Genomic DNA, 20588 nt, shown 5'->3' with positions numbered 1-20588 from the left:
CGAAGAGGGCCGCTTCGCTCCGGTGTTCGACCCGGTCCTGATCAACGGCCCGCTCGCAACCTTCCCGGTCGGCTCTCCTGCCGACATCTCGGCTGGCCAGCGCGCTCCTGACCTCGTCGCCAACCTGAAGTACGCTGGCACCTGGGGTTCGTTCCAGGTCTCCGGTGCGGCTCACCAGATCCGCAGCAACGTCCTGCAGGCCTCGAACGGCTTTGACTACGGCATCTTCAACGGCACGATCCCGGACACCGAGTACGGCTATGCCGTGACGGCCCAGGGCTCGATCAACCTGCCGATGCTGGCTGCTGGCGACGCCCTCTGGCTCGCTGCCACCTATGCTAACGGCGCTCTCGCCTACCTCGGCGCGACCGGCAACATCACGACCAGCAACGTGACGGGCCGCGTGGTCGATGCCTATATCGGCATCGATGGCGACATCGAGACGGGCGAAGGCTGGTCGATCGCCGGTGGTCTGCGTCACTACTGGCTCCCGACCGTCCGTCAGAACGTCTTCGGTTCGTACGCTCGCATCGAGTACGGCAACCAGGCTCAGGCTCTGACCGGCATCGACTTCGACTTCAACGAGTGGCGCCTCGGCACCAACGTGATCTGGTCGCCGGTGGCTGGCCTCGACATCGGTGTTGAGGTTCTCTACGCCAACGTCGACACCAACAACCTGCAGTTCGTCGATGGTCGTCTGCGCGACAGCGGCGACTCCTGGGAAGGCCGCCTGCGCGTTCAGCGCGACTTCTAATCGGCCTGGCCTGATTGGATAGGAGAACCCCGGTGGCGACACCGGGGTTTTTCTTTTTCTAGGTGATCCCAGCACAAGAGACGTTGAGTGCAAGACAAGAATTTTGCCAGAGCGGTCTATCAGCGACGCGTGGAGATGAAGCTTTCGCTGCGAGAAATCGCGCGGGTCACTGGCATCGCAGCGTCTACGATCTCTCGTCTTGAGAACGGACGTTTGTCACCTACCTTGGACATTGCAGCGAAACTCGCCGCGGCCCTGAACCTGGAACTACCAGCTACTGCTGCAACCGCAACGGGCCCCGCCGAGAACGCCGTCATTAGCGCTGCCGAACCGTTGCCCAACCGATCGACTTCAGTGGTTGTATATCGAAAGCTTGCACATACGATCCTTCGAGCCGGTAGGCGCCGCGACCTGAGCAGGATTGCAGCGCGAAATGATTATGAGATGGCTGTTCTCATACGAGGTACTCTTCAGCTCCGCTCTAACGACGGGTTCAGGGAAAATCTCAAACCCGGAGCAACCATCATCTGTGAACGCATTGCCAAGCACACATATTTTGCAGTTCCAGCTGAAGAAGCAGAATTGCTTTGGATAGGTTGAGAAGGGGGCGCCTCAACAAGTGAAGATCTAATACATCGTGCAGAGAATCGGACCCGGTTTTCCGCCAAGTCCCTTGTGTCTACCAGTTTGGCTACGTCCTCACGCTCAGCCTAAGGTCTCCTCAACGATCCGAGGATTTCGGCCCAGCAACGCCAGGAGAACACGCGCGGCGCCTTGGGGAGCCCGCCGTCCCTGCTCCCAGTTCTTGATAGTTCCTACCGGAACGCCGATTCGGAGAGCGAAAGCGGCTTGAGACAGGCCGGTTGTGCTCCGGATAGCAGCTACGTCAATGGTATGCGGAATTTTGATGCCACCGCCCAAGTCCTGACTATGGTCCGGGAGCGCGAGGATATCGCCCAAGTTGGCGAGCAGCTGGTCAAAATCGTCATCAGCGTCCATGCGCAGCCTCTGTGGTCGAGCAGAGAGAAATGCGCGAACGGTGCAGTCCGTCAAGGTTGGAAAACGTAAGGTTCACGGCGGACTACAAATATCAGGCCGACCGCGGCGAGGGCAATGATGTCGCCGGAGTAGACGGGCCGGAAACCGTTGTGCCAGCCGTGCAGCGCAATGGCGATGGCGAGCAGCCCGATCCAATCGAAGCGGCTTCCTTTCTTCGTCCCGGCATCACGGCCTCCCGGTTCTTTTGGCCTGGACAACTCACGCCCATCGCTCATGGCAAGGTCCTGCAAGTTGGCCGAGGCCCGGAGGGGTAGCCGGGCCTCGGAATAACAGCCGCTGCCGATGTTACACCCGGCTTACCGTCATGCATGCGACCTCCTGGACGAAGCTGCCAAGGACTTCATAAGTTCGTAAGCCCCAATCCTCCGGTGCCTGCATATAGCGGGCGGCGATCAGGGCCTTGGCCCGAATGCCATCCAGCGAGTGTGCGGGCTGGTTGAGAATGGCGTCCTCAATGTCGGACACCTGATTGCAGAGCCGGTCGAATTTGGCCTCGGACAGTTTAGGAGGCTGCGCCATTGCGGCGATTTCGGCTGCCTCAAGGCGGGCCTTGGCCTTCGCATGCTCGGTCACGAGCCGCAGCAGGGCGGCATCAGGATGCGAGTGGGTAGCCGTGGTATGGAGCTTGCGGGGAGCGGAGCGGGCAGTGCTTCGAGCCATGATGGCATCTCCTGTTCGTCAGCAGTGGAAGAGAGGTTCAGGCACGATTTAGGGAAGCGGCGGCGGCTGCGCCCGGTGCGCCATCGTCAGCCAGTAGCGGCAGCAGCTCTTATGGTGGGCTGCTTCCTCCGGGCAGGCCCTGGCCAGGATGCGAGACCGGCGGGCGTAATGCAGGAAGACGATGAACTCGGGGGCAGCCATCAGTGCACTCCCGCGGTGCGGGCGGCTTTGGCGCGAGCCCAGACGAAGCTAAGAGCCGCGCCGACGAGGTGCCGCCAGGGAGCCTTACCGCCCTTCGCCTGCTGTGCCCGTGCCTGGGCGACGGCCGCCGTGATGATGGCTGAGCGGTCGTAAGTGCCGCCTGCCACGAGCGGGGCGGAAGCGGCTTCCCGTGCCAAGCGATCGAGCCGTGCAATCTCAAGAGAGCGGGAGGCGAGGAAGCCGGCAACGGGCTTGGCACGGTCGGCGCGCATGTCGCGCATTGCGGCGGTCCGGTCGATCCTACGGTTATAGGTAATTGTGTTGCCTTTCCAGTACCTCGTGCTAAATAATTGGCACAGACACGGGCGCAGTCAGAACTCCGTACTAACTTTTTTGCACAAGGAGCTAATATGACCCCTGCACAATTGAGAATGGCGCGGGCAGCTGTTCGGATGGGGGTGCGGGAGGTCGCTGCGATGGCTGACGTTGCGCCTTACACGGTGAGCCGGTTCGAAACAGAACAAGGGGGGTTGCGACACGACACAGCAACCAAGCTGGAGGCTGCCTTCGCAAAGCTAGGGGTGAAGTTTATTACCGACGCTGATGGGCGTGCATGCATCTGTTACCAGCCGCCGATGGAAAAGACTCACCCCTAGACGATGGAGCTAAGAACGATGATACTTAGAACAAATACAGAACTGAAATTGAGTTCATGATGACGGACACGCCTGCTTCCGCTCCGCGAAAGAACGCGGAGAATACGCGCGGCAAACCCTTCGAGCCGGGCAACGCTGGCCGCCCGAGAGGCTCCCGCAACAAGGCGACGTTGGCCTTGGAGGCCCTTCTCGACGGCGAGGCCGAAGCCGTGACCCGCAAGGCAGTCGAAATGGCGCTCGACGGCGACACGACGGCCATGCGGCTGGTGATGGACCGGATCATGCCACCTTGGAAGGATCGGCCGGTGGCATTCGCCCTGCCGAAGCTTGAGACGCCCACCGATGCGGTGAAGGCTGCCGCGGCCATCGTCGAGGCGGTCGCGTCCGGTGACCTCACGCCCTCCGAGGCTGAAGACCTATCCCGGCTCGTCGACCGGTTCGTCCGAGCCGTTGAGACAACCGACATTCTGGAACGGCTGGAAAGCCTTGAAGCGGAGAAACTGAGATGAGCCGAACCCTGAAGACCCGAACCCGCCGCCTGGAGCAGACCTCGGCTGCCAGCCCGGGGAATTTTTACTGTCCAGTCATCTGCGCCGAAGACAAAGCGGACGCGGATCGGCAGATGGAGGCCTTGTGGGCGTCGGGCGCTCTCGATTGTTGGAAAGGGCGACCGTTTCCCGTGGTACGCGTGTTCATCGAGAAGCCTGAAGACCCTGAGCCCAAGGAATGAGACCTATTGGCGCTATCGGCGCAATTGGCACAGCCTCCAGAGTTAAGTGGCACGGCCTTCCGACTGGCCGCAGGAGATATCCTCTAAGCCTTTTTAGAAGCGTGGCTTGCCCGCATCAGGAGTAGAATTCCGAAGAACGTGAACAAGCTGGCCCGAGGTGCCACATGTCCCGTCGTCGAATGCTCGTCGTGGCTCTCCTGGCTCTGGTGCCTTTGGCTGGAACGGCGCAGGAATACGGGCTGACGGACCAGCAGCGTCGCGAGCTTCATCTGCCCTACGTTAGAGCCGCAACAGACTGCCTGACCCGGGCTATTGCCTCCAGCCCGGCAGCCTTAGACCATGGCGAGAATGTCGAGAGTTGGAGACCTGCCCGAAAAGCGCGAATGGGCTTCGGCTGCTTACCTATTGCTTACCCAGCTTTGGCAGGTAACGGCCACTAAGAACCTAAGTCTTTGAAAATGAATGGCGCACCCGACACGATTCGAACGTGTGACCTTTGCCTTCGGAGGGCAACGCTCTATCCAGCTGAGCTACGGGTGCTTGCGGCGATGGGCCTGTTTCTTCCCTACCCGATAACGGCCCGGAGGGCAACCTCTGCCGACAGAGGCAGATGCGGCCGTCCCGGAGCAGGGACGGCCGCGACGCGAGAATGCCGGAAGATCCAGCCCGCGTGGCGTCAGGTCTCGTCAGTGGCGGCCCGCTGCCGGGAGACATAGCCGAGAGCGAGCACCAGGGCGGCCCCCACGATGGCGGTGGGAATCTCGGCCTTGTGGCTGAGGTCCTGACCGAGCCGTTCGATCAGCCACGGATCCGAGATTAGCATCTCCCCGGCCACCCAGCCCAGGAGGGCCGCCCCGGCCCAGACGAGAAGGGGCATCCGGTCCAGCAGGGCCATGATGAGAGCCGCCCCGGCCACGATGAGCGGGATGGAAATGGCGAGGCCGATGGCGAGAAGGGCTGTGGAATCCTGCGCCACCGCGGCAATCGCCAGAACGTTGTCGAGGCTCATGACCGCGTCGGCGACCACCACGGTCCAGACTGCATGCCAGAGGCGGTCGGTTTCCCTGACGCCGCCTTCGTCCTCGTCTCCCTTCAGGAGCTTCACGGCGATCCAGAGGAGGAGGAGGCCGCCGACGATTTTCAGGAACGGCGTCGCAAGGAGCGCCGCGACCAGGACCGTAAAGACGATCCGAAGGCCCACGGCGACGCCGGCGCCGAGGATCATGCCGATCCGGCGCTTGTCTTCCGGCAGGCCACGGCAGGCGAGCGCAATGACCACGGCGTTGTCACCGGACAGGATCACGTTGATCCAGATGATGCCGAGCAGTTTGAGAACTTGAGGGAAAAGGGCTTCCATGACGGGGAACTTGAATGACGGTCGAGCTCAGCGGCAACGGAGGTTCGCCCGCCCACCGGCGACGGCCGATGCAGGGGCGAAATGCGGTTGAAAGCCGTTCTCGAATAACAGGGGAGCGCCGTATCAGGCGCATGACGCAATCGACCGGAAAACATGCGGACTTGGCTTCCGGACAAGCCAGGCTGCGATCAAAGGGCGGGTGGCCCCGTCGCACGCAGGGATCCGAGAAGGTTGAAGTTGATGAACCGCCAGGGGTCGATGCCAGCCCCTGCCCCTCGGGCGTTGATCAGGAGGGGGCAAGCCCCATCTGCCGGCGCAAAAACCTCTGAGGTTCCGTCGCCGTCACTCCATTCCTCCGGACCGCTCTCCCGCTCCGTCTCTCCGCTGTCGGAGCCATCGATCAGCAGAAAAGCTTTCTCGAGCTGAAGGGGAAAGGAGGTCTCCGCACCCGCATGATCGATCGCCGGCAGCCACGCCAGGAACATCAGTCCAAGCAACGCCTGCACGATGGCGAACGAGACGCGGGGTCGGGCCAATGCTCTGTTCATCCGAGCGAATGGTACTCCATGGCGGGCAACCTCTCTCCCTAACCCGATCGGAGGCCTCAGAGCAACCGAAGCGGGCGCATACGAGGTCCGCTCCAAGCCCGTCACGCTTGAGCTGCGCCTGAAGAGACATTGCGCCGACGGCAGATCCTGCCTCAAGATGCCGTCCGGGCGACCCGCTCAAAATCGCTTTCCATAGGAGAGCTCAATGGCAGCCCCGAACGACCATGTTTCCCTTCTTCGTGAAGCCTATGCCCGGTGGGTGGAGACCAGAGGCCGCGATTGCGAATGCTGGATGAACATCATTGCCGATGATGTCACCCTCGGCTCCCTCGCGGAAGGTTCGCCGCAAGTGCCCTTCACGGCCCGCCGGACCAGCAAGGCGGGCGTGCGCGCCTATCTCGATGACCTGATGCGCGACTGGGAGATGATCTCCCACGCCATGGACGATTTCATTGCCCAGAACGACCGCGTGGCCGTGGTAGGACGGGCGGTCTGGCGCCACAAGGGCACTGGCAAGGTGGCCGACACCCGCAAGGTCGACATCTGGCGGTTCCATAACGGGAAGGCAGTCGATTTCGAGGAATATTACGACACCGCCGGGCTCATCGCCGCGGCGACGCCTTGAGCCGCGCGGGCGGAACCAGCCTCAGCCGCCTGCGGCACGCGGCAGGACCTGGGCGAGGTCGGCCTCGCCGAGCAGGCGATACTGCCCCGGCTCCAGGTCCTCCGGCAGGGCCAGACCGCCGATCCGGTCGCGATGCAGGGCCGTGACATGGTTGCCGAGCGCCGCGAACATGCGCCGGGCCTGATGATAGCGGCCTTCCGTCAGGGTCAGGGTGGCGCTGGTGCTGGACATGACCTCCAGCCGCGCCGGCAGGAGGGGCTTGTCCTCGCCCTCCAGCATCAGGGTCCCGGCCGCGAAGATCTCTGCCTCGTCGCCTCGCAGGGGACGGTCGAGCGTCACGCGGTAGCGCTTGGAGATGTTGGCCCGGGGCGAGATGATCCGGTGCAGCAGAGCGCCGTCGTCGGTCATGAGCAGCAGCCCCGACGTGTCCTTGTCGAGCCGTCCGATCGTAGAGATGGCCGGATCGCGCCGGCGCCAGCGCTCGGGAAGCAGGCCGTAGACCAAGGGGCCGGCCTCCTTGTGCGAACAGGTGACGCCCAGGGGCTTGTGCAGCATCAGGGCCAGACCGGGAGGCGGGTCGAGCGGCTTGCCCTGGATGCGCATCCGCTCCGGGAGGTCGCGCGTCACGGTGATGCGCCGATCGGAATCCTCGATCTCGACCCCGTCCAGAGTGACCAGACCCGCGTCGACCAGCGACTGGACCTCCCGGCGCGAGCCATAGCCCATATTGGCCAGGAGCCGGTCGAGACGCAGCGTCGGAACCTTGCTCATCGGGCGGCCTCGTAGATCTTGTAGCCGTTCGCCTCGACCTTCGGTGTCACGCGCTTGAACAGGCTTTTCAACACGGCCTCATAGGGAAGGTGTCGGTTGGCGACGAGCCAGAGAACCCCGCCCGGTCGGAGAGCCTCCGCGGCCCGGCGGATGAAGGCCTGCCCGAGGCTCTGATCCTCGGCGCCGCCATCATGGAACGGCGGATTCATCACCACGAAATCGAGGCCTTTCAGGTCGAGGCCGCTGCGGATATCGGCCCAGCGGACCTCAGTCCGCGGTTCCTCCACGTTGCGCCGGGCCATGTCGACGGCGCGACGGTCGATGTCGATCAGGGTCAGGCGTTCCACCGCCGGGGAGGCCAGGACCGTCCGGGCGAGAATACCGATGCCGCAGCCGAAATCCGCTCCCCGACCGCTCAAGGACGGCAGGGTCTGCTCCAGGAGGGCGCTGCCGGGATCGAGGCGGTTCCAGCTGAAGACGCCGGGCCATGTCCAGAGCCCCAAGGCGTCGTCGACCCGGGGGCTGCCCTCGGCCAGGGCATCTTCGAGTCCGACCGGACGTGCAGGCCGTGCACCGGTGCAGATGCGGTGATGACGACGGGACGTCTCGGCGACGTCACAGCCGAAACCGTTGAGTTCCTTGCGGATCCGCGAACCGCCTTTGTCCTTGGGCGCCAGAACCGTCAGGGACCCGCCCGGGGCAAGCGCCCGCAGGGCCAGGGCGACGGTGTAGCGCCGTTCCACCGTTCCAGGCGGGGCCAGGACGACCATGCGGGCGAGAGAGCCATCCTCCTGCCGTTCCAGCGATCCGGAACCGGGGATCAGAGGCGAGAACTGGATGGCTCCAGCCGGAACGTCGGCCAGTTCGCCCGGAGGCGTCCCATAGACGCCGCTTGGTTTCGTGTCTTGCAAGGTCACCGAGCCCACGCTGAACGCCGGCGTTCTTAATATGCCGCGATCCGGAAGGTAAGACTCAATGAGTGTGGCCGGTCTGCTTTGCCCCGACGGCCCGGATTTCCGATTCTCCGACCGCACGCTGAGTGCCGCTCAGGGTGTCGCGGATCCGATAGCCCAGCTCGCCAGCGCTGTTCTCCGGCATCAGGCGAACGATCTCATAGGTTCCGCTCGTGCGATCCGCGAAATGGGCTGCAGCGGCATGAACCAGTTGCCCCATGGAATATTTGTGGCTCACGGGAGACTCCTTTCGAGAATAAGCAAAAAGCCGCCCTTGAGGGGCGGCTTCGGGAGGCGGCGCAGAGGCCAAGCCTGGTCAAGCGACATTACGCCGTTTGAATGTTGTTGACGGCGACCTTGCCGGAGCGGCGGTCTTCGGCGGTGTCGAAGGAGACCTTCTGGCCCTCGCGCAGGCCGCGGATGCCGGCGCGCTCGAGCGCGGTGGCGTGAACGAACACGTCCTTGCTGCCGTCGTCCGGCTGGATGAAGCCGAAGCCCTTCTGGTCGTTGTAGAACTTAACAGTGCCCGAAATCATGGGAGTATCCTTGGTAAGGCTGATATGCACGTGAGCCAAGGGCGTGCAACCGCACGACCTCGCGCTCGGGTTCGTCGATGTTTGGGAAGAGTGTCTGAACGTGCGCCTGGAAGGCCAAGGCGTAACGGCCCGATTGTCCGGCCAAATGTCGATAGGAGCTATCTAGGGCCTCGATGCGGCGAATACAAGGCAGGATTGCCGAGAACGAGCCACCCGCTCCGGCAAAGCCCGGAGCAGGGTGATCGATCGGGACCGTCACGGGGTTCGTTTCAGTACTTCAGCCGCAACGCCCGGACGCTCCCGCCGCCGTCCGCGCAGGCGATCCGGGCCCGGGGGCACGCGGAGACATAGGCCGGTGTGGGGCAGTAGGTCTGCATGAAGGTCTCGTCGATGGCGCAGGTCACGTGCACCCGGTAGAAGCCCTGCGGGCCGCTCGGCGCGTCATGCAGCACGGAATAGCCCAGCCCCTGGTCGGCGAGTCGGGCGATCGCGCGGCCGGGCTGAAGCCGGCCGGTCTCGAACCGTGTGGTCGTCCTTACATCGGCCGCCTGGGCGGCCGACCCGATCAGACCGGTTGCCAGGATGATCCCCATCAAAAGCCGCGTCATGCTGCGCCTCACTCCTGTTGCAAGAGGCGGCGGTGCCGAACCCGCCATGCCGGTACGTCACTGCCCTCCCGGGATAACTGCAAAGCTGCCCTCCGGGATCCATGGCATGCCTCTGCACGAAGGATTAACCACACCCCTGCCCTCCGCCTCGGGGCTGCGGGACTTTAAGCAACCGGTAGGATCTTGTGCCGGATAAACGCTGCCAGTTGTAGGCGTGAACTGTCCAGGATCCCATGCACCACATCCATCTCGCTGAGGGTATGCGGCTTCGTTTTCCGGCGCGCAGCGCCGATTTCGACCAGGGCGTCGAGATCGGGATCGTCGCCGCACTGATGAGCCAGGATCTGACGGAATTCACCCGCAGGATCTCCAACGAGAATCTGGGCCAGGTACGTGCCCTGGTGGAGCAGTTCGGCTACCGGCTCGTCGAAGGCCCGGCCGATGGGGAATTTGTGGAGCTCAACTTCTACAGTCGCACCGCCCGCCCGCGTCTGCGCGTCGTGCATTCGGGGACCTGAGGCGCGTCAGGCTGAAAATCTCTTCTGCAGGGCGCGGACGCGCTCCCGGTAAGCCGTGTAGAAGCCGCTCACGGCAATGAGACAGGCCCCGGTGATCGTCCAGGAATCCGGCAGCGACCCGAAGACCAGATAGCCGAGCGTGCCGGCCCAGATCAGCTGGACATAGGAAAACGGCGCGATCAGAGACGCATTGCCGTGGCGATAGGCTAGCACCACGAACCCGTGGCCGATCGCGAACAGGACGCCCATGCACAGGCCGAGCGCGATCTCGGTTCCGTTGGGAGTCACCCAGTGAAAGGGCATGAGCGCGCTCAGAACGAGGCTGCCGACCGAGGCCGAATAGGCGAGCGTCGTGAGAGCCTGGTCACCGGTGATCTTGCGGGTCACCACGGCGCCGATGGCCCAGCTCGACGCGCTGATGATCGGCAGGAAGGCCGCCGGCTGGAAGGTGCCCGCGCCGGGACGCACCACGATCATGACCCCGATGAGGCCGATCGCCGCTGCGCTCCAGCGCCGCCAGCCGACGGTCTCGCCGAGGAACAGCACGGAGAGCGCCATGATCAGGATCGGCGAGACGAAGAAGATCGCCGTCGCATCGGCCACGGGCAGATGGGGCAGGCTCTGGATGAACATGATGGACGAGCCCACCATGCCCAGACCTCTGAGCACCTGAAGGCCCGGCCGCTGAGAGCGCAGCAGGGTGGCGCCGCCCTTGATCAGCACGACCGGGATGATGACGAGCGCGAAGGTGACATAGCGCATCCAGGCCACTTCCGGCGGCGGCAGGGTGGAAGCGAGCTGCTTCGTGATGACGTCAGCCACGGAAAACACGATCGTGGAGGCGATCAGGAACAGGATCCCCCGCAACGGAGAGGCCGGCGCGCCGGAGGGCACAGGCGGAGCCGGGTTCGTCCGGGCAACGGGGTCGGAGGTCATGAAGAGCTCAAAAAATGAGGCTCGCGCGGCGAAGCGACGAGCCTGAAGGTCTCGAGTTTGGAGGATATGAATTCGGATAGAATACTGTTTTGGCGTGCCGAGAAGTGCAAACTCGGCAGATAGTCCATGCTTCTGGGGAATGGGTCGATCAATCGACGGGCTGATGCTTGCGCTCTAAGCATGGAAGCCTCGAAGAGCCTGGTGCTTGGATCGCGTGGCGGGCCTGTCCATCGAGCAGGCATGCGGAATGAGTTCATGCAGGAGCAGATGCCGGAGACACCAAGCCGTCTGGTGAGCGGGACCCCCGCCTTTCGCCGGCTGAACCTCGCCCTGTTCGCAGCCGGATTCTCGACCTTTGCCATCCTGTATTGCGTACAGCCCCTGCTGCCGGAATTCTCGCAGGAATTCCATGTCAGCGCCGCCATCAGCAGCCTGTCCCTGTCGCTCTCGACCGGCCTTCTCGCCGTGGCCATGCTGGCGGCCGGATCCCTGTCCGACGTCTGGGGTCGCAAGCCCGTCATGGTGGCCTCGCTGTTCGCCTCGGCGCTGCTGACCCTTCTCTCGGCGGCCGCCCCGAACTGGGCCAGCCTCCTCGTCGCCCGCATGCTCATCGGCGTCACCCTGAGCGGCCTTCCGGCCGTCGCCATGGCCTATGTGAGCGAGGAAGTCGATCCGAAATCCATCGGGCTCGCCATGGGGCTCTTCATCGGCGGCAATGCGGTCGGCGGCATGGCGGGGCGGATCGTCAGCGGATGGCTGACGGATCTCGGCTCCTGGCGGCTCGCCATCGGGCTGATCGGGGCCGTGGGCCTCGCATCGGCGGTCGCGGCCTGGCGGAGCCTGCCCGCTTCCGCCCATTTCCAACCCCGCCCGGCCCGTCCGGCGGAGCTGCTGGGCTCCTTCAGGGAGCACCTGCGCGATCCCGGCCTGCGAGCCCTGTTTGCCGAAGCTTTCCTCCTCATGGGCGGCTTCGTGACGATCTACAATTATCTCGGCTACCGCCTGACGGAGGCGCCCTATTCCCTGAGCCAGACCGCCATCGGGGCGATCTTCTCCGCCTACCTGATCGGAACCTTGAGCTCCGCCTGGATCGGCGAACTGGCCGGACGCCTGGGCCGCAGGCGGGTTCTGTGGGCGATGATCGCGATCATGCTCGCCGGCGTGGCCCTCACCCTCTTCCACCACCTGGCGCTCATCCTGGCCGGGATCGTGGCCGTCACCTTCGGGTTCTTCGGCGCGCATTCCGTCGCCAGCAGCTGGGTCGGAAGCCGGGCCCTGACCGGGAAGGCCCAGGCCTCCGCCCTGTATCTGTTCTGCTACTATCTGGGCTCCAGCGCCATCGGCACCCTGGGCGGCGTGTTCTGGATTCACGGCGGCTGGCCCGGGGTGGCGGCCCTGGTGACCCTCCTGCTCGCGGTGGCGCTCGTTCTTGCCCTCTGGCTCATGACTCTTCCGCCGCGCAAAGCTGGGCCGGACGCATCCCAGTAAGCAGGTACACGGGGCCAAGCAATCACGCGAGATGTTGTTTGCGTTCAATTTGCCTATCAGCTTGACCGTTACACTATCAACATAGATCAATTGCATAGCGCAGTTCGATACTGAGGCTATACACCCGATAATGCGAATGATTATATCGTCTTAATGTTGCCCTATTAGCCTCCATTTTGCGTCCCATCGATAACAATCAAGGAAATGCATTGTGGATCAACGTAAGGTAACGCTCGCGCTCTTCAGCCTCTTCATCTCCGGATCGACGATTGTCTTGTCTCCTTCCGCTCATGCGGACCCTGACGCATCGTCCAGCAAGGTCATCCAGAGCGGCCGCGCCTCCTGGTACGGACCGGGCTTCCACGGCCGGCGCACCGCGAGCGGCGAAACCTTCAACACCAACGATCTGACCGCCGCCCACCGCACCCTGCCCTTCGGCACGCGGGTGCGGGTCGTGAACCGGCAGACCGGCAAGTCCGTGGTGGTTCGCATCAATGATCGTGGTCCCTATGCCCATGGCCGCGTCATCGACCTGTCGAAAGCCTCCGCGCAGGCCATCGGGCTCTCCGGGGTCGGCTCCGTCGACGTCGCGCAGCTCTGACGGCGGCTCCGAGAGCCTGCCGTTTTCTCATCACCGAATCATCGTCAAACTGAGCTGTTGCAGGCTGCCCGGACCGGAACCCTCCTGTCCGGGCGGCTCATGGAACCGAGAAGCCTTCGGGTGGCTTTTCCCCGGTCACCCTTTCTTGAAGAAGAGGCCAATTGGAAACGCATGCAGATCGGTCGGCCGCTGACATCGATCACTGCCCTCCTGGCGCTGCTGACGGCCGCGCCCCCCATGGCTGTGGCGCAGACGGGTCGGACCTGGGTCGATCCCCCGGCCTTGGGCGCGGCCTCCCCGCCGCCCTCCCCGCCCGCGAGCCCAGCGCCGGCCACCCCGCTGCCGGCCGCCCCGGCCCCGCAGGCCGCGACACCGCCCCCCGCACCGCTTCCCGCCCCTGAGGCCCCGCCGACCCGATCGGCGCAACCCCAGGAGCCGGTCGCCCGGCCTGACGCGCCGCCTGTCCGGCAGGCCGAGCCGCCCGCGGCGGCCCCGTCGGCTCCCACGGTCACGGCGCGGCCGCAGAAGGACCCCGATGCCGACAAGCGCGGCGACCGGGCGTCCGTGGCGAAAAACTTCGCCATCGATTACCTCCAGTCCTGGTCGGCCTCGAACGACGTCGCGCTGGAAGCCACGGCGGCCTTCTATGCGCCCCGGATCCTCTTCCATGGTCGCGAGGTGACCATGCAGAGGCTCTTCAACGAGAAGCGGCGCTTCGTGAGGCGCTGGCCCGAGCGCGACTACCGCCCGCGCCCGGACGGGATCGGGACCGTGTGCAACCCGGCCGGCGAGATCTGCACCGTGCATGCGGTGTTCGATTTCACCGCCTCCTCGCCCAAGCGGCGGCGCGTCTCGCAGGGCACCGGCGCCCTTCAGCTCATCGTTCAGTTCATCGGCGACAAGCCGGTCATCGTGGCGGAGCACAGCACGCTGCTCGGCCAGGACCGCCGCCGAAACCGTGCCTCGGAGGGCGCTTTGCATGAATGACGACACCATGACCCGCGATCCGAAGGCGGAGCCGCGCCGCAACTGGGCCCGCATGCGCGACAGGATGCGCGAGACCATCCACGGGGAGCTCGACCGGTTTCATCCCACCGACGACGCCCGCCGCGCGCTCGAGCTGATCATCGAATCCTCCGTGCGCCCGTCCGAGGCGGACGGCGCGCTCAAGCTGACCATCATCGATCACGAGGGCCGGCCGCGCACGACCGAGAGGGACGGGAAGACGGCGGAGTTCACGCTGCACGATCTCGTGGACGAGCTGCGCCTGAAATACCCGGTGCTGTTCCGGCCGGCGAAGCCCGACGCGGCCTCGCTCGCGGCCGAGGGAGAACCGTCCCGGCCCCGCGAGAAGCCGAAGCGCGACTGGATGAGCCTCGACCCCAAACAGCCTCCGCCGCCGGCGGCCGAGGCGGCCCTGGCACCGGAGGAGGCGGCGGAGCCGCCGGCGCGGCCGGAACCCGGCCCTGACGATCAAGGCCCCAGGTTGCCGGCGGCGGAATGGCCGCGCGGCACGCCCGGGACACCCAAGCCCGGGACACTCAAGGCGGACGGCGCCGCCGATCACGGCGCTGCAAGCCCGGCGGACGACCATCCGGTCCCGGTCGCGGAGGAGCATGAGCGGATCGTCTTCGGCGACATGCGCACCCGTTCCTGGAAGCGGCCCGCCCTCGCGCTGAGCGCGGTGGCCGTTCTCGCTCTCCTGGGTGTCGGCGCCGTCCTGTTCCGGGGCGAGGAGGCGCCCGCGACCCGGGCCGGATCGGGCGCGTCCGCCGCAGCCACCGCCGCAGCGGCGAGCCCGATCCGGGAGCCGGAGCCTTCGAGCACCGGCTCGACCGGATCTACGGGGGCGCTGCGCGGGGTGCCGGACGTGATCGATACGGCGACCCTGTCCCTGAACGGGGAAGTGGTGCGCCTGTTCGGGGTCGAATGGGCGCCCGGCGCCGGCAAGCCCGAGGACCTGACCCAGTACCTCAACGGCCGCGAAGTGGCCTGCGATCAGGTGGGCGGAAACGACGTCTACCGCTGCCAGGTCGGCGGACAGGACCTGTCCCGCGTGGTGCTGTTCAACGGCGGCGGGCGGCCGACCGACGATGCGACGCCCGAGCTCAAGGCCGCGGCCGAGAAGGCTCGCGAAGCGAAGATCGGCGTCTGGGGCAAGCAGCAGCCCTAACGAAAACGGCCCCCGCGCAGGCGGGGGCCGTTCAGCCGATGCTCATGGATGTCAGGCGGTCGCCCCGGCCGGCGCCGGGATCTCGATCTCGATCTCGAGGGTCGAGATGTCGGAATCGCGGTTCATCTTCACCTGAACGTTGTCCTGCTCGACCATGACGTGGCGGCGGACCACGGCCAGGATCTCTTCCCGCAGCTGCGCCACCAGATCGGGCTTGCCGCCGACGATGCCGCGCTCGTGCGCGAGCAGGATCTGCAATCGCTCCCGCGCGACGGGCGCCGAGGTGCGCCGGTTGAAGAAGCTCAAAAGGCTCATGCAGCCCTCCGTCCGAACAATTTGCCGAACAATCCCTTCTTGTCGGTCGGGATGGTCAGCTCGACGGTCTCGCCCTTGAGGCGGCGCACGGCGTCGAAATAGGCCCGGCCCGGCGCGCTGGCCGGATTGTTGAGGGTCACCGGCGAGCCGACGTTCGAGGCGCGCAGCACCTCCTCGCTTTCGGGGATGATGCCGATGAGCGGGATCGAGAGGATTTCCAGCACGTCCTCCACCTTCAGCATCTCGCCGCGCTCGGCGCGGGCCGGATCGTAGCGGGTGAGCAGCAGGTGCTTCTCGATGCGCCCGCCCTTCTCGGCCAATTCCGTCTTGGAATCGAGCAGGCCGATGATGCGGTCGGAATCGCGGACGGAAGAAACTTCCGGGTTCGTCACGACAACGGCGACGTCCGCGTGGCGCATGGCCATGGTGGCGCCGCGCTCGATGCCGGCCGGGCTGTCGCAGATGATCCAGTCGAATTTCTCGCGCAGCTCGTTGAGGACGCGCGCCACGCCCTCTTCCGTGAGCGCATCCTTGTCGCGGGTCTGCGAGGCGGGCAGCAGGGAGAGGTTCTCCATCCGCTTGTCACGGATGAGCGCCTGGTTGAGCTTCGCGTCGCCCTGCACCACGTTGATGAGGTCGAACACCACGCGGCGCTCGGCCCCCATGACGAGGTCCAGGTTGCGCAGGCCGACGTCGAAATCGATGACCACGACCTTCTCGCCGCCATGCGCCAGCGCCGCGCCCAGTGCCGCCGAAGACGTTGTCTTGCCAACGCCACCCTTGCCGGAAGTTACGACCAAGACTTTGGCCATTGTCGCCCTCTTTCTCTCAATCCATTGTTTTCAGGATGATCGAATCGCCATCCAGGTTCACTTGCACAGGCTGACCGAGGAACTTGCCTCCCAGATCGTCAGCGGTCTTGTAGAGCCCATCGATCGCAATCAATTCGGCTTCGAATTTCCGGCAGAAGATGCGCGCGCGGCCGTTGCCCGTGCAGCCCGCGATGGCGCGGCCGCGCAGGGACCCGTAGACATGGATCGAGCCGCCCGCGACGATCTCCGAACCGGACGCGACGGAGCCCAGCACCGTCACGTCGCCCTCGGGATGCAGGATCGACTGGCCCGACCGCACGGAGCCTTCGATGAGCAGCGACTTCTCGGGCACGGGCGCGTCGGCGAAGGGCGTGCCGGCGGCCGCGACCGCCGCGCTGGCGGCATCCGGCACGTCGATCTCGCCTGTCGGCTTGCCGCCGGTGATCGGGGGCGGCATGTCGCCATCGACGTTCTCGGGAGCCGCGCCTTCGAGGCCGATGATGCGGATGTTGCGCATCTTGAACGCGGCCAGGAGGAACTTCAGCTCGGATTTCGACGGCTTCAGCGACGAGACGTCGGCGATGATGGGCCGCCCGGTGAAGAAGCCGGGCGAACGTTCCGATACGGCGTCGAGATCTTCGAGCCAGTCTCTCAGCGGCACTTCGGGCGCGAGGACCAGGGCCATGAAGGACCTGCCACGGAAGCGAAGAGAAGGACGGTTGCGAACGGCAATGGTCACGGGAGTACAGATTCCTTTAATTCCCCATGATTTCGACCGTTTATGGTTAACGGACCGTTAAAAGTGTCGCCGGGCGCTTACAATTTTGCGGGCCGGCCTGGGCTGCGAATCTGCGGGAATCCTGCGGGGGAATCCGGGTAAACCCTGAGGCTCAGATGAGAACTTCCGCCCCTTCAAGGAATATAAAGATAAAACATATCTCTTTTTGATTATCGCATAGCACTTATTGAGTATTACTCCGTCCTCAAAGCTCAATTGACCAACCCATTGAGGAGCATACGATGAGATTTCTTTCGTTTTGTTTCATCGTTGCTTAACGCATATTTTCATCGATAGGGACGAGCACAGAACGATCGGATCAACAAGCCGCCGCAAGGCTCATCCAGGGGAGGATGAAGAATGTCGGGTCGCGTGAACACCTGGTCTCCCGTTGGCAGATTTTTCCGCCATTTCTCTCTCCGGGCCGCCGTCGTGGCGGCCGCGCTCGTGTCCGGCACCCTCGCGGCGCCCGCCCAGACGGCACCGGCCCAGCCGGCGCCGGCGTTCAACCCGGCCCGGGCCAATGCGGGCACGCTCGGGGTGATCTCGGGCGGGGCGGACGGCACCTATATCCGCATCGCGGCCGATCTCGCCAACGTGCTCGACGGCGAGGACCTGAGGGTCCTGCCGATGATCGGGCGCGGCTCGCTGCAGAACCTGCGCGACATCATGTTCCTGCGCGGGGTCGACATCGGGATCGTGCAGATGGACGCGCGCGAGCAGCTGAAGGCGGAGAACCTCCAGAACGACGCGGTGCGGCGCCTGCGCTTCATCACCCGCCTCTACAACGAGGAGGTCCACATCATCGCCGACCGGGAGATCACCGACATCCGCCAGCTCGACGGCAAGAAGGTGAACATCGACAAGGCCGGCAGCGGCACCAACCTGACCTCCCGGCTGATCTTCGACAAGCTCGGGATCAAGCCCGAGATGACCACCTTCGACCAGGCCTCGTCCTATGCGAAGCTCAAGTCGGGTGAAATCCAGGCGGCCGTGTACGTGGCCGGACGCCCGGTCCGGGCGATCGCCGAGTTCCAGACCGACGGCCGCTTCCACCTTCTGTCGATCCCGTTCGAGGGCGAGATCGCGGAAAGCTATTTCCCGGCGCGCTTCGCGAACGCCGATTATCCGCAGCTCGTCGACAAGGACAAACCCATCGAGACCCTGGCGGTCGGCAGCCTGCTGGCCGTGTTCAACTGGCCCGAGAACTCCGACCGCTACAACCGCGTCAAGCGTTTCGTCGACGCTTTCTTTTCCCGGTTCGACGAGTTCCTGCAGCCGGGCCGGCATCCCAAGTGGAAGGAGGTCAATCTCGCGGCCGACGTGCCCGGCTGGGAGCGGGTGAGGCCCGCCCAGGCCTGGCTCGACCGGGCCGCCACCGCCAGCAAGCCCTCGCCCCAGGGCCAGAGCTTCGAGAGCTTCCTGAAGGGCAGAGGCATCGACGTCTCGGCCGAGCAGCGCGAGGTCCTGTTCCGGGAATTCCTCGCCTGGCAGAGCGATCGGCAACGATCCGCCCGTCGCGTCACCCGGCAAGACTGAGCAGCGGACCTGAACGTGGCAGGCACTTTCAGGATCGATCCGACGCTCGGTTCCTCAGCGGCGCATCGTTCGATGCGAAAACCTGGGCCACTTTGCGCACGGTGCGCCGAGACACCAAGGCAGGACCGAAGCCAGAGGCCGGGCACGCAGCCTCTGGCGGCCACCGAAGGAGGTCCGACATGATTGGGCACAAGGCATTTGATTTGAAATCGTTCACCGCCGAGCTGCTGGCCACCACGTTGATCGGCGCGGCTCTTCTCGGGCCCGCATCCGCACAGGGCATCCCGAACACCGCCGGTCCGGCGGCGGACGGATCGGACAACCTCATGACCCTTCTCCCGCTGCTCCTGACCTCGCCGGACCGGCGGCAGCTCGCGGCGGAGCTCGAAACCTCCATCCGCACCGGCGACCGGAAGAGGGCCGAGGACACGCTCAACTCGGCCATCGAGGTCGGCACCCTGGCGATCGTTCTCGTCGACCACCTGAACAATCCGGACCTCGTCGCCACCCTGCAGGGGCTCGGCATCCGGGGCGAAGCGAAGCCTGCGCCGGAACCGGCCGCCGCGGAAGCGGCCACCGCCGCGCCATCCTGTCCGGTCCCTGCCGGGCCGGTCCCGGTCAACCTCGCCGACATGCAGGAGGCCCTGGACCAGGAACGCTCCTTCAGCACCACGGTCTCGCAATCCCTGACGTCCCTCATGCAGGAGCACGGCGCTCTCGAGGCGCGCCTGAAGCAGGAGCAGGACTCCCAGGCGCTCGCCGCCTCCGGGGTGCAGCAGGATCTGCAGCGGGAGCACGACCGGAGCCAGGCCGCCCGGCTGGAGGCGGACGGACTTCGGGAGCAGATCCGCTCCCTGCAGGACGCCCTGGAGCAGGACAGGGCTTCCGTGGCCGCGACCGCGTCCGAGCGGGACGCGCTTCTGCGTCAGGAACGGGAGCGCAGGGACAGGGTCGAGCGCGAGCTCGCCGGCGCCCACAAGAAGCTGCGCGACCTGCAGGCCGCCAGCGACGAGAGGATTGCCGCGGAGGCCCGCCGGACCGCCGAGCTGGAGAAGGCCCTGGCCTGGGCCCGGACCCGCAGCGACATGCTGACCCAGGAACTGCTGGACACGGCGGAGGCGCTGGACACGCTCCAGGAGCCCCGTCGTCCGAGCGCCACCCCGGTGGTGTTCCGCCTCGCGGCCACGGGGACCGAGCCGCCGCTTGCACTGGCTCCCCCTGCCGTGCCTCCCCTTGCCCTGCCTGCCCCGGAAGCGCCCGTTCAGGCTCCTCCGGCTCCTCCATCTCCGCCGGCCGCGGAGTCGAGGCCGTCATGGGCGGAGGCCGGGCGGGTTTTGCTGGACGTCACCTCGGCCGTATCGCCGAAGCAGCCGCCCGCCGTGGTGGTCGCGGCTCTGCCGGACGGGATCGAGCCCCTGCCGCTCGGCGCCGCGGCGGCGCCTCCGGCGAAGGCGCAAAGCCCCGCCACGGGTCCGGGCGCAACGGCCGCGGCGCCGGCCAACCCGGACGAGCGCCTGATCCTGCGCGCGGAGGAGCTGTTCCATAAGGGCGATGTGAGCGGCGCCCGCCTGCTTCTCGAGCGCGCCCTGGACGGTGCCAATCCCCGCGCAGCCTTCGTGCTGGCCGAAACCTTCGATCCGAACGTGCTGACCCGCCTGGGCGCGCTGGGGATCCGGGGCGATGCCGCCAGGGCCCGGGAGCTCTATGCCCGCGCCCGCGCCATGGGCGTCGCCCAGGCCGGGGAGCGGCTGGAGGCGCTGAAATAGGGCTTGTGAGCATTGGCGGATGCTCTCATCGATGCCGGAGCATCGGAGCTTGCCCCATCTCTCCCCGTCATCACCGGGCTTGTCCCGGTGATCTCGATACAGTGAAGCGCGGCGCTCTTCCGATCGGGATGGCCGGCGAGAGGCGGGTGACGACTGGCCGGCCATGACATGGGAGGGGGCGGGAAGGGCGGAGGGTACCATGAC

The 20588-nt window shown here is 65.5% G+C and carries 28 protein-coding genes and 1 tRNA gene; 12 read left to right on the top strand and 17 right to left on the bottom strand.

Annotated features, from left to right (window positions below; all coding sequences use genetic code 11):
* Together NF876_RS24940 and NF876_RS24935 are read left to right on the top strand one after the other, a co-directional pair.
* Nucleotides 1-754, top strand: a 754-nt coding sequence (locus NF876_RS24940) for a porin (RefSeq protein WP_262271147.1), incomplete at its 5' end; no start/stop codon positions are given.
* An 87-nt stretch (nucleotides 755-841) separates the two neighbouring features.
* Nucleotides 842-1354 carry a helix-turn-helix domain-containing protein gene (locus NF876_RS24935; RefSeq protein ID WP_262271146.1) on the top strand — a complete coding sequence of 171 codons (513 nt, stop codon included), beginning with the start codon at nucleotides 842-844 and terminating at the stop codon, nucleotides 1352-1354.
* 105 nt (nucleotides 1355-1459) lie between these two features.
* Here the strand turns inward: NF876_RS24935 and NF876_RS24930 are convergent, their stop codons facing one another.
* From NF876_RS24930 to NF876_RS24910, 5 genes are all read right to left on the bottom strand, one after another.
* Nucleotides 1460-1753 (bottom strand): helix-turn-helix domain-containing protein, encoded by a 294-nt coding sequence (locus tag NF876_RS24930; protein WP_262271145.1) that lies wholly within the window; start codon nucleotides 1751-1753, stop codon nucleotides 1460-1462.
* 50 nt (nucleotides 1754-1803) lie between these two features.
* On the bottom strand, nucleotides 1804-2028 hold the full coding sequence (locus NF876_RS24925; RefSeq protein WP_262271144.1) for a hypothetical protein: 225 nt from the start codon (nucleotides 2026-2028) through the stop codon (nucleotides 1804-1806).
* Nucleotides 2029-2098: 70 nt separating this feature from the next.
* Entirely contained in the window at nucleotides 2099-2473 is a 375-nt protein-coding gene (locus tag NF876_RS24920; protein ID WP_262271143.1) for a hypothetical protein, read from the bottom strand.
* A gap of 48 nt (nucleotides 2474-2521) precedes the next feature.
* Complete coding sequence (locus NF876_RS24915) at nucleotides 2522-2674, bottom strand: hypothetical protein (RefSeq protein ID WP_262271142.1); 153 nt, start codon at nucleotides 2672-2674, stop codon at nucleotides 2522-2524.
* A complete protein-coding gene (locus NF876_RS24910) occupies nucleotides 2674-2955 on the bottom strand; it encodes a hypothetical protein (protein WP_262271141.1) in 282 nt (93 codons plus the stop codon). The genes NF876_RS24915 and NF876_RS24910 overlap by 1 nt, the downstream gene beginning before the upstream one ends.
* 434 nt (nucleotides 2956-3389) lie before the next feature.
* Between NF876_RS24910 and NF876_RS24905 the strand changes: the two genes are divergently transcribed.
* Nucleotides 3390-3839, top strand: coding sequence for a DUF5681 domain-containing protein (locus NF876_RS24905; protein WP_315975073.1), 450 nt, complete (start codon nucleotides 3390-3392; stop codon nucleotides 3837-3839).
* Complete coding sequence (locus tag NF876_RS24900; RefSeq protein WP_262271139.1) at nucleotides 3836-4060, top strand: hypothetical protein; 225 nt, start codon at nucleotides 3836-3838, stop codon at nucleotides 4058-4060. Before NF876_RS24905 ends, NF876_RS24900 begins: the two co-directional genes overlap by 4 nt.
* Nucleotides 4061-4523: 463 nt before the next feature.
* Here NF876_RS24900 and NF876_RS24895 read toward each other — a convergent pair.
* The 3 genes from NF876_RS24895 to NF876_RS24885 form a co-directional block, all read right to left on the bottom strand.
* A tRNA-Arg gene (locus tag NF876_RS24895) sits at nucleotides 4524-4600 on the bottom strand.
* Between the two features lie 136 nt (nucleotides 4601-4736).
* On the bottom strand, nucleotides 4737-5417 hold the full coding sequence (locus tag NF876_RS24890; RefSeq protein WP_262271138.1) for a TerC family protein: 681 nt from the start codon (nucleotides 5415-5417) through the stop codon (nucleotides 4737-4739).
* 188 nt (nucleotides 5418-5605) lie between these two features.
* The gene (locus tag NF876_RS24885) at nucleotides 5606-5953 is read right to left on the bottom strand and encodes a hypothetical protein (RefSeq protein ID WP_262271137.1); all 348 of its coding nucleotides are present in this window, start codon (nucleotides 5951-5953) and stop codon (nucleotides 5606-5608) included.
* Between the two features lie 217 nt (nucleotides 5954-6170).
* Between NF876_RS24885 and NF876_RS24880 the strand changes: the two genes are divergently transcribed.
* On the top strand, nucleotides 6171-6590 hold the full coding sequence (locus NF876_RS24880; RefSeq protein ID WP_262271136.1) for a nuclear transport factor 2 family protein: 420 nt from the start codon (nucleotides 6171-6173) through the stop codon (nucleotides 6588-6590).
* A gap of 21 nt (nucleotides 6591-6611) precedes the next feature.
* Here the strand turns inward: NF876_RS24880 and NF876_RS24875 are convergent, their stop codons facing one another.
* The 5 genes from NF876_RS24875 to NF876_RS24855 all read right to left on the bottom strand — a co-directional run bounded on the left by NF876_RS24875 (nucleotide 6612) and on the right by NF876_RS24855 (nucleotide 9458).
* A complete protein-coding gene (locus tag NF876_RS24875) occupies nucleotides 6612-7361 on the bottom strand; it encodes a pseudouridine synthase (RefSeq protein ID WP_262271135.1) in 750 nt (249 codons plus the stop codon).
* Entirely contained in the window at nucleotides 7358-8272 is a 915-nt protein-coding gene (locus NF876_RS24870) for a class I SAM-dependent methyltransferase (protein ID WP_373696717.1), read from the bottom strand. Before NF876_RS24870 ends, NF876_RS24875 begins: the two co-directional genes overlap by 4 nt.
* A 61-nt stretch (nucleotides 8273-8333) precedes the next feature.
* On the bottom strand, nucleotides 8334-8552 hold the full coding sequence (locus NF876_RS24865) for a hypothetical protein (RefSeq protein WP_262271133.1): 219 nt from the start codon (nucleotides 8550-8552) through the stop codon (nucleotides 8334-8336).
* A gap of 88 nt (nucleotides 8553-8640) precedes the next feature.
* Entirely contained in the window at nucleotides 8641-8850 is a 210-nt protein-coding gene (locus NF876_RS24860) for a cold-shock protein (protein WP_009763033.1), read from the bottom strand.
* A gap of 269 nt (nucleotides 8851-9119) precedes the next feature.
* Entirely contained in the window at nucleotides 9120-9458 is a 339-nt protein-coding gene (locus tag NF876_RS24855; RefSeq protein ID WP_262271132.1) for a hypothetical protein, read from the bottom strand.
* Between the two features lie 233 nt (nucleotides 9459-9691).
* Between NF876_RS24855 and NF876_RS24850 the strand changes: the two genes are divergently transcribed.
* A complete protein-coding gene (locus NF876_RS24850; RefSeq protein WP_262271131.1) occupies nucleotides 9692-9976 on the top strand; it encodes a hypothetical protein in 285 nt (94 codons plus the stop codon).
* 6 nt (nucleotides 9977-9982) lie between these two features.
* On the opposite strand, the gene NF876_RS24845 is transcribed toward NF876_RS24850, so the two are convergent.
* Nucleotides 9983-10912: a DMT family transporter gene (locus NF876_RS24845; protein ID WP_262271130.1), complete on the bottom strand. Its 930-nt coding sequence runs from the start codon at nucleotides 10910-10912 to the stop codon at nucleotides 9983-9985.
* Between the two features lie 240 nt (nucleotides 10913-11152).
* Here NF876_RS24845 and NF876_RS24840 point away from each other — a divergent pair, with 240 nt between their 5' ends.
* From NF876_RS24840 to NF876_RS24825, 4 genes are all read left to right on the top strand, one after another.
* Nucleotides 11153-12400: an MFS transporter gene (locus NF876_RS24840; protein WP_262271129.1), complete on the top strand. Its 1248-nt coding sequence runs from the start codon at nucleotides 11153-11155 to the stop codon at nucleotides 12398-12400.
* A 268-nt stretch (nucleotides 12401-12668) separates the two neighbouring features.
* On the top strand, nucleotides 12669-13001 hold the full coding sequence (locus NF876_RS24835; protein ID WP_262271150.1) for a septal ring lytic transglycosylase RlpA family protein: 333 nt from the start codon (nucleotides 12669-12671) through the stop codon (nucleotides 12999-13001).
* Nucleotides 13002-13172: 171 nt separating this feature from the next.
* Complete coding sequence (locus NF876_RS24830; RefSeq protein WP_262271128.1) at nucleotides 13173-13988, top strand: hypothetical protein; 816 nt, start codon at nucleotides 13173-13175, stop codon at nucleotides 13986-13988.
* Nucleotides 13981-15174: a hypothetical protein gene (locus NF876_RS24825; RefSeq protein ID WP_262271127.1), complete on the top strand. Its 1194-nt coding sequence runs from the start codon at nucleotides 13981-13983 to the stop codon at nucleotides 15172-15174. Before NF876_RS24830 ends, NF876_RS24825 begins: the two co-directional genes overlap by 8 nt.
* Nucleotides 15175-15225: 51 nt before the next feature.
* Here NF876_RS24825 and minE read toward each other — a convergent pair whose 3' ends face one another.
* The 3 genes from minE to minC are packed head-to-tail and all read right to left on the bottom strand — an operon-like array spanning nucleotide 15226 to nucleotide 16986.
* A complete protein-coding gene (gene minE / locus NF876_RS24820) occupies nucleotides 15226-15489 on the bottom strand; it encodes a cell division topological specificity factor MinE (RefSeq protein WP_262271126.1) in 264 nt (87 codons plus the stop codon).
* Nucleotides 15486-16301, bottom strand: a complete 816-nt coding sequence (gene minD / locus NF876_RS24815) for a septum site-determining protein MinD (RefSeq protein WP_173946374.1) — start codon at nucleotides 16299-16301, stop codon at nucleotides 15486-15488. The genes minE and minD overlap by 4 nt, the downstream gene beginning before the upstream one ends.
* A 16-nt stretch (nucleotides 16302-16317) precedes the next feature.
* Nucleotides 16318-16986: a septum site-determining protein MinC gene (minC, locus tag NF876_RS24810; protein WP_262271125.1), complete on the bottom strand. Its 669-nt coding sequence runs from the start codon at nucleotides 16984-16986 to the stop codon at nucleotides 16318-16320.
* Nucleotides 16987-17439: 453 nt separating this feature from the next.
* Here minC and NF876_RS24805 point away from each other — a divergent pair, with 453 nt between their 5' ends.
* Nucleotides 17440-18618, top strand: coding sequence for a TAXI family TRAP transporter solute-binding subunit (locus NF876_RS24805; protein WP_262271124.1), 1179 nt, complete (start codon nucleotides 17440-17442; stop codon nucleotides 18616-18618).
* Nucleotides 18619-18797: 179 nt separating this feature from the next.
* The gene (locus NF876_RS24800) at nucleotides 18798-20384 is read left to right on the top strand and encodes a hypothetical protein (RefSeq protein ID WP_262271123.1); all 1587 of its coding nucleotides are present in this window, start codon (nucleotides 18798-18800) and stop codon (nucleotides 20382-20384) included.
* Nucleotides 20385-20588: the final 204 nt, after the last annotated feature.

The sequence above is a fragment of the Microvirga yunnanensis genome (genome assembly GCF_025460875.1).
This window is presented reverse-complemented; position numbering and strand designations above follow the sequence as displayed.

Excerpts from the sequence above, each read along its gene's own strand:
- NF876_RS24930 (WP_262271145.1), bottom strand. The coding sequence starts at position 1,753 with ATGGACGCTGATGACGATTTTGACCAGCTGCTCGCCAACTTGGGCGAT.
- NF876_RS24925 (WP_262271144.1), bottom strand. The coding sequence starts at position 2,028 with ATGAGCGATGGGCGTGAGTTGTCCAGGCCAAAAGAACCGGGAGGCCGT.
- NF876_RS24920 (WP_262271143.1), bottom strand. The coding sequence starts at position 2,473 with ATGGCTCGAAGCACTGCCCGCTCCGCTCCCCGCAAGCTCCATACCACG.
- NF876_RS24915 (WP_262271142.1), bottom strand. The coding sequence starts at position 2,674 with ATGGCTGCCCCCGAGTTCATCGTCTTCCTGCATTACGCCCGCCGGTCT.
- NF876_RS24910 (WP_262271141.1), bottom strand. The coding sequence starts at position 2,955 with ATGCGCGACATGCGCGCCGACCGTGCCAAGCCCGTTGCCGGCTTCCTC.
- NF876_RS24905 (WP_315975073.1), top strand. The coding sequence starts at position 3,390 with ATGACGGACACGCCTGCTTCCGCTCCGCGAAAGAACGCGGAGAATACG.
- NF876_RS24900 (WP_262271139.1), top strand. The coding sequence starts at position 3,836 with ATGAGCCGAACCCTGAAGACCCGAACCCGCCGCCTGGAGCAGACCTCG.
- NF876_RS24890 (WP_262271138.1), bottom strand. The coding sequence starts at position 5,417 with ATGGAAGCCCTTTTCCCTCAAGTTCTCAAACTGCTCGGCATCATCTGG.
- NF876_RS24880 (WP_262271136.1), top strand. The coding sequence starts at position 6,171 with ATGGCAGCCCCGAACGACCATGTTTCCCTTCTTCGTGAAGCCTATGCC.
- NF876_RS24875 (WP_262271135.1), bottom strand. The coding sequence starts at position 7,361 with ATGAGCAAGGTTCCGACGCTGCGTCTCGACCGGCTCCTGGCCAATATG.
- NF876_RS24860 (WP_009763033.1), bottom strand. The coding sequence starts at position 8,850 with ATGATTTCGGGCACTGTTAAGTTCTACAACGACCAGAAGGGCTTCGGC.
- NF876_RS24855 (WP_262271132.1), bottom strand. The coding sequence starts at position 9,458 with ATGACGCGGCTTTTGATGGGGATCATCCTGGCAACCGGTCTGATCGGG.
- NF876_RS24850 (WP_262271131.1), top strand. The coding sequence starts at position 9,692 with ATGCACCACATCCATCTCGCTGAGGGTATGCGGCTTCGTTTTCCGGCG.
- NF876_RS24845 (WP_262271130.1), bottom strand. The coding sequence starts at position 10,912 with ATGACCTCCGACCCCGTTGCCCGGACGAACCCGGCTCCGCCTGTGCCC.
- NF876_RS24840 (WP_262271129.1), top strand. The coding sequence starts at position 11,153 with ATGCGGAATGAGTTCATGCAGGAGCAGATGCCGGAGACACCAAGCCGT.
- NF876_RS24830 (WP_262271128.1), top strand. The coding sequence starts at position 13,173 with ATGCAGATCGGTCGGCCGCTGACATCGATCACTGCCCTCCTGGCGCTG.
- NF876_RS24825 (WP_262271127.1), top strand. The coding sequence starts at position 13,981 with ATGAATGACGACACCATGACCCGCGATCCGAAGGCGGAGCCGCGCCGC.
- minE (WP_262271126.1), bottom strand. The coding sequence starts at position 15,489 with ATGAGCCTTTTGAGCTTCTTCAACCGGCGCACCTCGGCGCCCGTCGCG.
- minD (WP_173946374.1), bottom strand. The coding sequence starts at position 16,301 with ATGGCCAAAGTCTTGGTCGTAACTTCCGGCAAGGGTGGCGTTGGCAAG.
- minC (WP_262271125.1), bottom strand. The coding sequence starts at position 16,986 with ATGGCCCTGGTCCTCGCGCCCGAAGTGCCGCTGAGAGACTGGCTCGAA.
- NF876_RS24805 (WP_262271124.1), top strand. The coding sequence starts at position 17,440 with ATGTCGGGTCGCGTGAACACCTGGTCTCCCGTTGGCAGATTTTTCCGC.
- NF876_RS24800 (WP_262271123.1), top strand. The coding sequence starts at position 18,798 with ATGATTGGGCACAAGGCATTTGATTTGAAATCGTTCACCGCCGAGCTG.